Below are 11,294 nucleotides of genomic sequence, written 5' to 3'. Positions count from 1 at the left end.
CCAGGATCAGATGGCTGTCGCTGTGGTCAGTGCTGAGCAGGCCGCCTTCACTGGGTCGGGGAATACGCCAGTCCGGGTCCGGTTCAAACTCGTGATCCAGGCGGACCGCGAACTGCCGGGTCTGGGAAATCGCCGGGTGGCTGAAGCGTTCGAAATCGCCGACCACCCAGGCCCAGTCCTCATCAACCCGGATATCGCGAACACCGCCGCCGCCCAGAAAGTGATTCAGGTCGGTCTTCAGTCGTCCTTGGCCGTCCAGCACGGTGATGCCGCTGGCTCCATCCAGCCAGTAGCTGATGCTGCTCATGCGGCCGGCAAGAACCAGGCTGTCATCAGCCACCGCCGCGGCCAGCACCGCCCCGTCGGCCCCGAGGGCGAAATCCTCTCGAACCAGGGGGCGGCCGTCGTCGTCGAGATCGTCTGACGACAGCCGGGCGAGGTGAGCCACCCGGTAATGATCCGTGGGCAGTGGCCGGTCCAGTCGGCCGATGTCGCGGAAATTCCCCCCGACAATCAGGTCGCCTTCGTGGGCCAGGATGTGATCAACGATGTGATCGGGCGCCGGATTCCAGGCCTGCGTTTCTCCTTCGGAGTTGATTCGGGCCAGATTGCGGCGGGTTTCCCCAGCGATCTCACCGAAGCTGCCGCCGACAATCAGGTCATCGTCATGCACTGCCAGGCTGCGCACCGCCGGCAGGGGGGGGAGGCCCTCATAATCGTCGCTATTCGGGCCGCGCACCTCCACCGACCAGTCATCCAGCTCCAGGGAAGTATTCAGGGCGGCGAGATAATCCCGGTCGCTGCCGTCGATGGCGGAGAAAAAGCCGCCAACCATGAGCCGCTCGCCCCAGCTCGCCAACGTCTCTACTGGCCCGTCGGCGGCGGCAATATCCGCCGCTTCCCCCTCCAGGGTCCAGGCGGCCAGGAAATCACCGGCCGGTTCACCCTGGAATTCACCGCCGGCCACCAGGTGGTCAGCAAAAACGGTGGTGGTGCTTACCGGGCCGCCGGGGCTGGTATTGGCCCACTGGGGCAGGGGGTTGCCATCGCTGTCCAGGACACTGAGGTAGGCATGGGCGTTATCCCCATCAAGGCCTTGAAATTCGCCGGCCACCACCAGGTCCTCATCCAGCCACTCCAGGTGCCGGACCGGGGCATCGGCTGCCGGGGCCCAGTCCTTATCCAGATTGCCGTCGGCCGTGACCCTGATGAGGTAGGCCGTCTCCCCGCTGGGCAGGCGCATGTCGCCGCCGAGGAAAACGTCCCCGTCCGGGCCGACGGCCAGGGTCTGGATCTCGCCTGTGATTTCGGGGAAGGGCTGCAGGGCCGCATCCCTTTGATCCATTCTTGCTACGGCACCGCTGACCAGCCCCGTGCCGGCAAACTCGCCACCGATCAGCAACCCCCCATCGGCAAGGCTTCTGAGGACGTGGACCGGGCCCGCAAAGCCGAGCTCGGCTACCCGCCGATCGACTCGGGTTGCCACGCTGGCGTTGCCGTAATGTGCCCGTACGCCCACCGTCCAGTCATGGCCGATGGTCAGGCCGTCGATGGCAAAGGGTGGGCTGACATTGTTTGCCTGATCCCCAAGGCCGGCATCGTCCTGAGACTCCCAGAAGACATCGACCTGGTCGGCATCGGCAAAGGCGCTGCCGTCGGCCCAATCCAGCAGGATCTCGCCCCGACGGGTGTGAGCACTGAAAATCGCCGGCGCATCATGGCACAGGGCTTCCAGGGTCAGGTCCTCTTCGGGCATCTCGCCATCGGCCCCCGGCAGGTCGCAGGCCTGTTCGTCCGGGGATTCCACTCGCTCGACCGAGAAGGCCGTTCCCGCCTCAATGGGTTCCGGGAAGGCCACCGGGGTATCGTTCTCGCTCAGCACGATTTCCTGATCGCCTTCGCGGAGCACCAACTGTTGTCCCGGCGCCAAGCCTTCCACAGTGACGGCGAGCTCGTGACTGCTGACGGCATCATCATCGTCATCGCCGTCGTCATCGTCATCGCCGTCATCCCCGTCATCGCCATTGTCACCATTGCCGGGGCTGTCACCGCCGTCATCGCTATCGCTGCTGGAACTGCCGCCACAGGCAGCCAGGCTAACGGCCAACGAGAGCAGCAGGATCACAAGACAGAGGCGGATTCGTGACAACAGATTCTGTGGCGCATCGAAATGCATGGTGTACTCCGGCGATTGCAATGGGGCTGAAAACCCTACGCGGGGAGGACCGGCGATGCTGTGACCTGGTTCACGAAAAAGCGTCTGGAGCGATGGCAGCCCGACCGCCGGCAAGTGACCTGTCTGACTTGATTCCGGGGCCGGCTGATGCCACTCTGGCGCCCGTCCATGGGGGTGTCCCGACAAGGGGCTGAGAGACCGCTGGAATGCGCGGAAACCCCACGAACCTGATCCGGGTCATGCCGGCGCAGGGAATGGAGCGATTCGCCCGCATTGGCGGATCGGGGACTACCCGCCATTTCTGAGCCTCGCCCGGATCTCCATCGGCAAGACCACTGGAGGTCCGAACCATGAGCGCCATACCGAAAGATCTCAAACTCCGCACCGCCGAACTCAAGGAAGAATCCACGCGGCCCTTCCCGGGCTCCCGCAAGGTCTATGTCACCGGCAGCCGGGAAGACATTCGGGTGCCCATGCGGGCGGTGAGCCAGCATGAGACCCCGGCCCTGTTCGGTGTCGAATCCAATCCCGACATCTACATCTATGACACCTCTGGGCCCTACACCGACCCGGAGGCCGAGATCGACCTCACCCGTGGCCTGCCGGCCCTGCGCGCGGCCTGGATTGCCGAGCGCGGTGACACCGAGGAGCTGTCCGGGCCCACCTCTGAATACGGGCGAAAGCGGCTGGAGGACGAGCGCCTGGACGGACTGCGCTTCGACAACCGGCGCAAACCGTTGCGCGCCAAGCCCGGCCATAATGTCAGCCAGATGCATTACGCCAAGAAGGGCATCATTACCCCCGAGATGGAGTTCGTGGCCATTCGCGAGAACATGAAGCGGGCGGAGCTGGCCGATTCCAATCTGGGCCATCAGCATCCGGGCCAGTCCTTCGGCGCCGCCATTCCGGCCGAGATCACGCCTGAGTTCGTTCGGGACGAAGTGGCCCGCGGCCGGGCGATCATCCCCAACAACATCAATCACCCCGAATCCGAGCCCATGGCCATCGGCCGCAATTTCCTGGTCAAGATCAACGCCAACATGGGCACCTCGGCGGTGACTTCGTCGATTGCCGAGGAAGTGGAGAAGATGGTCTGGTCGGCCCGCTGGGGCGGGGACACCATCATGGATCTGTCCACCGGCAAGAACATCCACGAAACCCGCGAGTGGATCATCCGCAATTCGCCAGTGCCGGTGGGTACCGTGCCCATCTATCAGGCCCTGGAGAAGGTCAACGGCGAGGCCGAGGCCCTGACCTGGGAGATATTCCGTGACACCCTGATCGAGCAGGCCGAGCAGGGCGTGGACTACTTCACCATCCACGCGGGCGTACGTCTGCCCTATGTGCCCATGACCGCCAAGCGCCGCACCGGCATTGTTTCCCGCGGCGGCTCGATCATGGCGAAGTGGTGCCTGGCTCATCACCGGGAAAGTTTCCTCTACGAGCACTTCGAGGAAATCTGCGAAATCATGAAGGCCTATGACGTGGCCTTCTCCCTGGGCGATGGCCTGCGGCCGGGCTCCATCGAGGATGCCAATGACGAGGCCCAGTTTGCCGAGCTGGAAACCCTGGGTGAGCTGACCCAGATCGCCTGGGAGCGTGATTGCCAGGTGATGATCGAGGGCCCCGGCCATGTGCCCATGCAGTTGATCAAGGAAAACATGGACAAGCAGCTGGAGCACTGCGGCGAAGCGCCTTTCTACACCCTGGGCCCGCTGACCACCGATATTGCCCCCGGTTACGACCACATCACCTCGGGGATCGGCGCGGCCATGATCGGCTGGTACGGCACGGCCATGCTCTGCTACGTCACCCCCAAGGAGCATCTGGGGCTGCCCAATCGAGAGGACGTGCGCGAGGGCATCATTACCTATCGTATCGCGGCCCATGCAGCGGATCTGGCCAAGGGCCATCCCGGCGCCCAGATTCGGGACAATGCCCTGTCCAAGGCGCGTTTCGAGTTCCGCTGGGAGGATCAGTTCAATCTCGGCCTGGATCCGGAAAAGGCCCGGGAATACCACGACGAGACCCTGCCCAAGGACTCGGCCAAGGTGGCCCATTTCTGTTCCATGTGCGGGCCGAAGTTCTGCTCCATGCGCATCAGTCAGGAAGTCCGTGAGTACGCGGACGAGAAGGGTCTCAATGATGCCGAACAGGCTCTGGAAGAGGGCATGAAGGAGAAAGCCGAGGAGTTCCGGGAGACCGGCGGCGACTTGTATCGCAAGGCCTGATTGATCTCCGGCTGGACCGCTGACTTTGTTGGCGGTTCAGTCGGGTATTTTTTGCCAAGTATGGTTGGCTTCGATTCCGGCCGTTGAAATCGCGGATAAATCCGCTCCTACGGCGGCATCGGCATACGCTAATGGCACCGTAGGAGCGAATTTATTCGCGATTAAAAGCCTCCGGATAGCACCAGGACCGAAGCCGGAACGCCCCCCGTCACCGACATCGCAGGGTCCTAGCCAACTCGAAGCCACTCCCCCACCGATCCTCAGCTCCGAAAAGGCCGTGCCATGACGCGCTCATAGGCGGCATCGCCCAGGTGCTCGCGGACGAGTTCGCGGAAGAGTTCGGCCATCTCCGGCCGATCCCGCCAGTTGTAGATCAGCACACGCCAGTCCCGCGTCATGCGATAGTCCCGGCGCGGTCCCGGGCGGTAGGCGCGTGTGTCATCCAGGTCCACAAAGGTCGGACCCCGCTCGGAAAAACGAATGTTGGTCCAGTTGAGATCCCCATGGGCCAGCCCCGCGGCATGGATGCGGCCTACCCGGGCGATGATTTCGCGGGCATCGGCGAGTACCCGGGCCTCGTCCATGTGCTCGGCGGTGAGGTGCTCGATCATATTGGGGCCCGAAACCCAGGTGCCGATAAAGACCGGGTCGAATTGCAGCGGGCCGACCCGGTGCTCGAAGCAGATGACTCGCTCCATGGCGGGAATCCCCAACTCGGCCAGTCGGCCACAGGCCCACCAGGAACGCCAGGCCTTGGAGCGGCGAACGGCCCGGGTCCAGCGCTTCATGGGCGTGGCACAGCGGTAGCGTTTGGCCACCATCTCCTGGTCGCCCAGTCGCAGGCGCGCCACCAGACTCATGGCCTTGTCCTTGAGCCGGTGAGTGATCCGGGACTCGGGGATATCCGGGAGCTCCCGCAGCAGTGAGTCCAGGCCTTCCAGGTCCTGCCATTGCTTTTCGATCAGCAGTTTTCTTCTCAAGCCCGGACTCCGCTGTCTGGATGGTAGGCTGAATGATACCAGCGGTGCGGCAAATTGCGCTCGCTGGAGGAGGAAGGGCCATGAACGCTGACATATACCAGTCCATCCCCGCGCCGGGCCTGTGGGCCGATGTGGTTCTGCTGATCCATGCCGGCATCGTCCTGTTCGCGGTGCTGGGCCAGTTGCTGATCATGGTCGGTGGACTATTGGGCTGGCGCTGGGTACGGGGATTCTGGGTGCGGATCTGCCACCTGCTGCTGGTGGTCTATGTGGCCGTGCAGGCCTGGCTTGGCGAGCTCTGTCCTCTCACCGTGTGGGAGCATGAATTACGGCGCGCGGCTGGCCAGTCGCCGCATGACCGGGGCTTTGTCGAGTTCTGGCTCGGCCAGCTCATCTACTACGACCTGCCCGCATGGGTATTTCTGCTGATGTACACCGGCTTCGCCTTTCTGGTGGCCCTGACCTGGTGGTGGATTCCTCCACGCTCGCCCAAGCGGCGCTAGCCCCGGTCCTGTCATCCGATCTGGTCGCTGGGTCCCGGGAGCGCTTGAAAGCGACCCGGGATCCAGCGACATTTGATTCCTAGCGCTCAAATACGATTTCACCATTGACGACGGTGAGTCTAATGTCGATGTCCTTGAGCGCCATCTCATCCACGGCGAAAGGGTCTTCTTCCAGCACCACGATATCCGCGAGCATGCCGGGCTCAAGCCGTCCCTTGAGATTCTCATTCCCCTCGGCGTAGGCATTGTTGGCGGTGTAGGCCTTGAGCGCGGTTTCCAGGTCAATGCGCTCCTCGGGGTACCAGCCGCCCTCGGGCTCGCCATCCAGGGTTTTTCGAACCACTGCCGCATAGATGCCCTGCATGGGATTGGCCGGATACCAGGAGGCGTTGGTGCCGGGCCAGTCGCTGCCGAAGCTGAGCATGACGCCGGCCTCATCAAGGGTGCGGAAGGCGTAGGCCCAGCGCGATCGATCCGCGATGCGTTCCTCCATCCAGCGCATGTCGTCGATGGCGTGGAAGGGCTGCATCTCCGCGATCAGATTCATTTCGGCCATGCGTTCGGCCACATCGGCATCACGCAGGACCTGGGTATGAATCACCCGCAGACGCCGGTCGGCGGGGCCATTGGCTTCGATCATCTTTTCATAGAGATCCAGAAGATGGTCGATGGCCTCGTCACCGATGGCATGGACCTGTGGCCACTGCCCGGCGGCATCAGCAGCCTTGAGCAGTTCCAGCATATTGCCCTCGGGGTACATCATGTCCCGCCATTGGCCGCGAGAATCGATATGTTCATAGGGCTCATGGAAGCGCGCGGTGGAATTGCCCATGATGCCGTCCACAAAGCCCTTGAGACCGCCAATCTGCAACATGGGATCACCGAAGCCGTGGGTGATGCCGACTTCCGCCAGGGCCTCCCAGCGATCCAGGGTAGGGCGGGCGTAGACGCGGGTGGTGAGCCGATCCTCGCGGTGCAGGTGCTGAAAGACCTTGAGCTGTTCCGGGGTGGTGATGTCGTGGATGGTGGTCACCCCCTGTTCACGCAGCCGCTCCAGGGCCACTTCGGCTTCGGCCAGTCGCTGCTCGAAAGGCTTCTCGGGCACCTTGTCCCGCAGAGTCTCGCCGGCTGCGGGTGACAGGCGACCGCTGGGTTCGCCATTGCGGCATTCCACGCCTTCCGTCTCGCAGTCAAAACTGGCGTGCTCCAGAGCTGCGCGGCTGGCCAGCCAGAGGCTTTCGTCCCAGTTCCAAAGCAGCACCGGGCGGTCATCGACAACCGCTTCCAGGGTTTCGCCGTCGGGATTGTAGGCATCGGCCGGTGGTTCACCATCGCCCTGTCCGTCACCGTGCTCCCAGGCCTCGTAGGCGCCCCACAGGCCGCCGGTGATCCAGCTATCCGCGGGCATCCGCCGGTGAGCTTCGGTCAACTCTTGGCGGAAGGCAGTGTCATCGGAAACGGCAAGCAGATTGATACCGAGCAGCAGTTCACCGGCGCGGTTGAAGTGGGTGTGGTTGTCAATGAAACCCGGGACAATGCGGCCGCCATTGACTTCGATCACGCGGGTATCAGGGCCGATATGCGCCGCCAGGTCCTGGTGCTCACCCACCGCAAGAATCCTGTCACCACGGACCGCCACCGCGTCGGCATCGCCCTCCCTGTCCGCCGACCACACCGGCGCGCCATGGATCACCAGGTCTGCAGTCGGTCGATCTTCCCCTGCCAACTCTGGATCTGCTTCGCAGGCCATCAGCAGGCTGGCGAACAAGGCCAGGCTGATCGAGGTCAAAACATTGGAATCCCGCATGCGACTCTCCTTGTGATTCCGCTAGACTCGGTGATGATTCGGGGTCTCCGGGGAGTGTAGTGGCTTTGCCGGGCCGAGCAAGGTGGCTTGTCAATTTTTGAGGAGGGGCAGGTTATGAGAAAGCGATGGGTTTTTCTGCTGTTATCGGTATTGCTGGTTCTTGGGGGCTGTGCGAGCACTGGTGAGCGCTCGGAGCGAGAGCGGATCAATGAGGCGTACAAGGCCCACGCCGGTTCAAGCAGCAGCAGTACGACCTTTTCCCGGGTCGATGCCTGGAAGCCCCTGGGTGGAACGCATATCGCCGTGCGCAATCGGCGGGGCAATTACTATTTGTTGGAGTTGGCCGTGGGTTGTGACGAGGCCTTTCGCGGACCCAGTCCCCTCGGTCAACGACCGGGGGACCTGCATGGCAGGGTGGGTAATTATCCCGGGGGACAGCGCCTGATAATCGAGCAGCGAAGCCGAAACCTGCTCTCACAGGGAGATCGGATACGGATCGGCGATCAGCGCTGTCGAATCACCCGCCTCTTTCCCATCGATCGGGACGCTCTGGTCAAGGAGCTGGAAGACATGGGCGTGCAGGACCGGTTTCTGCGACGCTGATTCCAGGGCTTGACATTGTGGATTACGGTTGTAGTCTTAAAGGTAGGCTTACAACTGTGGTCCACGTCATATGAAAATCAGCGATGCCGAAGTCCGCGTCATGGAGGCCCTGTGGGCGGCCCAGCCTCTGGGTTCCGGAGAAGTGGTGGAAGCGGTTTCCGCCCATGAGGACTGGAGTCCGAAGACGATCCGCACCTTGCTCGACCGGCTGCACCGCAAGGGTGCGGTGCGCCGGGAGAAGGCAGGGCGTCAGTATCACTATTGGCCCTGTCTGGCCCGAGAGGAATGGCTTCGACAGCAGACCGGGGAGCTGATTGGCAAGCATTGTGATGGCCGCCTGGCCCCCCTGGTGTCGGCCTTTGCCAGTAATGAATCCATTTCCGAGCAAGACCGTCGGGAGATTCTCGCCCTGCTTGAGGAGATGGATTCATGAGCATGCTTACTGATTGGTTGCTGCAGTCGGTCATCCATCTTGGCTGGCTGATCCCTTTGGCCTGGCTCCTGTCACGGCTTCTTCGTCATTACTGCAATGCCCGGACCGCCTACGCGGCCTGGTTGCTGCTTTTGCCGGCCGTGCTGCCCCTGCCGCAGTGGCCGTCCACATTCACGGTCAGTCTCCCCGCCGTCACCGTGTCACCGGGCTCTGCCGCCGGGCCCGCCAGCGGAGAGTCCGCAGCGGCTGCGGGCATGCTGCTGCCTGCGCTACTCCTGATCTGGGCAATCGGCGCGCTTTTGATGGCCGCATTCCTGCTCTGGCGCCAGGGTCGATTTGAGCTGGCCCTGCGCCGTGGTCGGGAAGGCGGAGTGTCCCCGGAGTTGATGACCATCCTGCGTGAAGCCGGTGTCCCCGGTTGGCTGCCGGTGCGTCGCAGCCGTCACTGCGAGGGGCCCATGCTGCTTGGGGTTCTCTATCCCCGCCTGTACCTGCCCAGCCGCATCTCGCCGGAGCTGAGGGCCCATCTGCACCTGGCGGTGGCCCATGAAATGGCCCACCTGCGCCACGGCGATAGCCTCTGGAATGGCGTGTTGCTGCTGTCACGGGCCTTGTTCTGGTTCCATCCCCTGGTTCATCTGGTCTGGTTCCGGATTCGCCGGGACCAGGAACTGGCTGCGGATGAATCAGCCCTGGCCCTGATTCCCGATCGCGACCGGGTCCATTACGCCCGCCTGCTTTGTGCCTCCAGTGGTCTTGAGCCGCACCAACTGGGTTTTGGCTGGATGTCACGCGGTTCATTGAGGGAGAGAATCATGATGATTGCGGATAGCAAAGGAGGGCGCCTGCCCTGGCCGCTCGGTCTTTCGATTGTGTTTGCCACGGTGTTTCTGTCCGGGATGGTGATCGCCGGAACCGACAGTGACGATTCTCTGGCCAGTGACTCCGAGGGGTTGGTGGTTCTGAGTGAGGTGGACCCCGAAAAGGACGACCCCGGGTCACTCCGACCGATCGTCATGGTGTCACCCACTTACCCCAGAGAGGCGGTGATCCAGGGCATTGAGGGTTATGTGGTGCTGGAGGCCACGGTCCGTCCGGACATCGAGGACGTTCAGTCATCGCAGTTGGTGGATATCCAGGTGGTGGAGGCCGAACCCCAGGGGGTCTTCGAGGAAGCGGCCCGCGAGGCCTTGAGTCAATGGCGGGTCTCCCCCTTGCGTAGCGCAGACGGTGAGCGTCGGCCGGGGCGGGTGCGCCAGACGATGCACTTCCGTCTCGACGAGGACTGAATCCGCCCCAGCCTGGATCGCGGATGAATTCGCTCCCGTGGCGGATTCATTCGCGATTCCCCCCCCTTTCTACTCCCACCTCCCCACCCTTTCACCGCAAGCCAATAAGAGGGATTTCTTCTGAAACCCGCATGAAGGTATATTGTGACCTTCAATCGGACTGGTCTTCTCAGGGAAGACTTTGATGAAGTCACCCGGGTACGCCGGGACTGATTCAGCTCCCTCGAGTGGTGAGGTATCACAATGCGCTGTCTTGGATTATCGATGCTTGTTCTGGCTCTGATGGGCCTGATTGCCTGTGCCGAGCACGGCGCGGATAACGGTGACGTTCCGCCGGTGCCGGAGAACGTCGAGGGGCCACCCCCGGAAGCGGAGCAATCCGACTCCGGTCTGGCCTGGATTGTTCTTTCCGAGGGAGAGGGTGATCGTCATCCTCGGCCGGAGGACCAGATCACGGTCCATTACAGCGGCTGGCAGACCGATGGGGAAATGTTCGACAGTTCCGTGGTCCGCGGCGAGCCCAACACCTTTCCCCTGGGGCAGTTGATTGAGGGCTGGGTCGAGGGGCTTCAGCTCATGACCGAAGGGGAGAAGCGACGCTTCTGGATTCCGGGGGAGCTGGCTTACGATAAGCGGCCCGACCGTCCCGATGCCCCCAAAGGCATGCTGGTTTTCGACGTGGAGCTCATTGAGATTCACGACCAGTCGGATTGAGCATGAGCGTTGAAGCCCGACAAGCAGCGGAGCGTGACCGGATACAGGCCCTGCGGGGCGGGTTTCGGGAGCGCGGTTATGTGCTGGCGCGGCAGGTCATCGGTCGCAATGCCGCCATGCTGTATGCCCAGTCGGCATTGATGCAGCGAGACGATTACTGGATGCCGGAGCCGGCCTATCAGGCGCGAGGCCGCTATGCCGATGCTTTCGGCGAGGCGATTCTTGCCCAGTTGACGCCCCTGGTCTCTGAAATTACCGGCCGCCGGCTGGAGCCCTGCTACTCCTTTCTCCGAATCTACCAGGCCGGTTCCCAGCTCCGGCCCCACCGGGACCGACCCTCCTGCGAATTCAGCGTCACCATGCATGTCGGCAAGGGGCCTGGGGCAGGCGACTGGCCGATCTGGATTGAAGGCCCCGACGGGCCCAGCGCGGTGAGCATGGAGCCCGGCGATCTGATGGTCTACCGCGGTGCTGCGCTTTCCCACTGGCGAGAGCCGTTCCACGGCGATGTCTGGGTGCAATTGTTTCTCCACTATGTGGATGCCGAAGGCCCCTATG

Annotated in this window: 10 protein-coding genes and 1 riboswitch; of the genes, 7 read left to right on the top strand and 3 right to left on the bottom strand. The window is 62.9% G+C overall.

What is annotated here, in order from left to right; genetic code table 11:
* Window positions 1-2,176 (bottom strand): hypothetical protein (locus ACJWXQ_RS11780; RefSeq protein WP_406672875.1); only part of this gene is annotated, 2,176 nt, incomplete at its 3' end.
* 160 nt (window positions 2,177-2,336) lie between these two features.
* Window positions 2,337-2,447: riboswitch (TPP riboswitch) on the top strand.
* A 79-nt stretch (window positions 2,448-2,526) separates the two neighbouring features.
* Here ACJWXQ_RS11780 and thiC point away from each other — a divergent pair.
* On the top strand, window positions 2,527-4,407 hold the full coding sequence (thiC, locus tag ACJWXQ_RS11775; RefSeq protein ID WP_346051988.1) for a phosphomethylpyrimidine synthase ThiC: 1,881 nt from the start codon (window positions 2,527-2,529) through the stop codon (window positions 4,405-4,407).
* Window positions 4,408-4,667: 260 nt separating this feature from the next.
* On the opposite strand, the gene ACJWXQ_RS11770 is transcribed toward thiC, so the two are convergent.
* Complete coding sequence (locus ACJWXQ_RS11770; RefSeq protein ID WP_406672874.1) at window positions 4,668-5,387, bottom strand: lipopolysaccharide kinase InaA family protein; 720 nt, start codon at window positions 5,385-5,387, stop codon at window positions 4,668-4,670.
* 80 nt (window positions 5,388-5,467) lie between these two features.
* Between ACJWXQ_RS11770 and ACJWXQ_RS11765 the strand changes: the two genes are divergently transcribed.
* Entirely contained in the window at window positions 5,468-5,890 is a 423-nt protein-coding gene (locus ACJWXQ_RS11765) for a DUF2784 domain-containing protein (protein WP_346051986.1), read from the top strand.
* 79 nt (window positions 5,891-5,969) lie between these two features.
* On the opposite strand, the gene ACJWXQ_RS11760 is transcribed toward ACJWXQ_RS11765, so the two are convergent.
* On the bottom strand, window positions 5,970-7,697 hold the full coding sequence (locus tag ACJWXQ_RS11760; RefSeq protein ID WP_406672873.1) for an amidohydrolase: 1,728 nt from the start codon (window positions 7,695-7,697) through the stop codon (window positions 5,970-5,972).
* Between the two features lie 114 nt (window positions 7,698-7,811).
* Between ACJWXQ_RS11760 and ACJWXQ_RS11755 the strand changes: the two genes are divergently transcribed.
* The 5 genes from ACJWXQ_RS11755 to ACJWXQ_RS11735 form a co-directional block, all read left to right on the top strand.
* Window positions 7,812-8,300: a DUF6491 family protein gene (locus ACJWXQ_RS11755; protein ID WP_406672872.1), complete on the top strand. Its 489-nt coding sequence runs from the start codon at window positions 7,812-7,814 to the stop codon at window positions 8,298-8,300.
* Between the two features lie 70 nt (window positions 8,301-8,370).
* Complete coding sequence (locus ACJWXQ_RS11750; RefSeq protein WP_346051983.1) at window positions 8,371-8,733, top strand: BlaI/MecI/CopY family transcriptional regulator; 363 nt, start codon at window positions 8,371-8,373, stop codon at window positions 8,731-8,733.
* Entirely contained in the window at window positions 8,730-10,022 is a 1,293-nt protein-coding gene (locus ACJWXQ_RS11745; protein ID WP_406672871.1) for a TonB family protein, read from the top strand. The genes ACJWXQ_RS11750 and ACJWXQ_RS11745 overlap by 4 nt, the downstream gene beginning before the upstream one ends.
* A gap of 264 nt (window positions 10,023-10,286) precedes the next feature.
* A complete protein-coding gene (locus ACJWXQ_RS11740) occupies window positions 10,287-10,736 on the top strand; it encodes an FKBP-type peptidyl-prolyl cis-trans isomerase (protein ID WP_406672870.1) in 450 nt (149 codons plus the stop codon).
* Between the two features lie 2 nt (window positions 10,737-10,738).
* The coding region (locus ACJWXQ_RS11735) for a hypothetical protein (protein WP_406672869.1) at window positions 10,739-11,294 on the top strand (556 nt) is incomplete at its 3' end.

It is taken from the genome of Natronospira sp. (assembly GCF_007134575.1).
Classification (GTDB): Bacteria; Pseudomonadota; Gammaproteobacteria; order Natronospirales; family Natronospiraceae; genus Natronospira; species Natronospira elongata.
Note: the sequence above shows the minus strand (reverse complement) of the source record. Positions and strands in the feature narration are given on the sequence as shown.

Bases quoted from the DNA above. Each gene is read 5' to 3' on its own strand.
- thiC (WP_346051988.1), top strand. From the start codon at position 2,527: ATGAGCGCCATACCGAAAGATCTCAAACTCCGCACCGCCGAACTCAAG.
- ACJWXQ_RS11765 (WP_346051986.1), top strand. From the start codon at position 5,468: ATGAACGCTGACATATACCAGTCCATCCCCGCGCCGGGCCTGTGGGCC.
- ACJWXQ_RS11760 (WP_406672873.1), bottom strand. From the start codon at position 7,697: ATGCGGGATTCCAATGTTTTGACCTCGATCAGCCTGGCCTTGTTCGCC.
- ACJWXQ_RS11755 (WP_406672872.1), top strand. From the start codon at position 7,812: ATGAGAAAGCGATGGGTTTTTCTGCTGTTATCGGTATTGCTGGTTCTT.
- ACJWXQ_RS11750 (WP_346051983.1), top strand. From the start codon at position 8,371: ATGAAAATCAGCGATGCCGAAGTCCGCGTCATGGAGGCCCTGTGGGCG.
- ACJWXQ_RS11745 (WP_406672871.1), top strand. From the start codon at position 8,730: ATGAGCATGCTTACTGATTGGTTGCTGCAGTCGGTCATCCATCTTGGC.
- ACJWXQ_RS11740 (WP_406672870.1), top strand. From the start codon at position 10,287: ATGCTTGTTCTGGCTCTGATGGGCCTGATTGCCTGTGCCGAGCACGGC.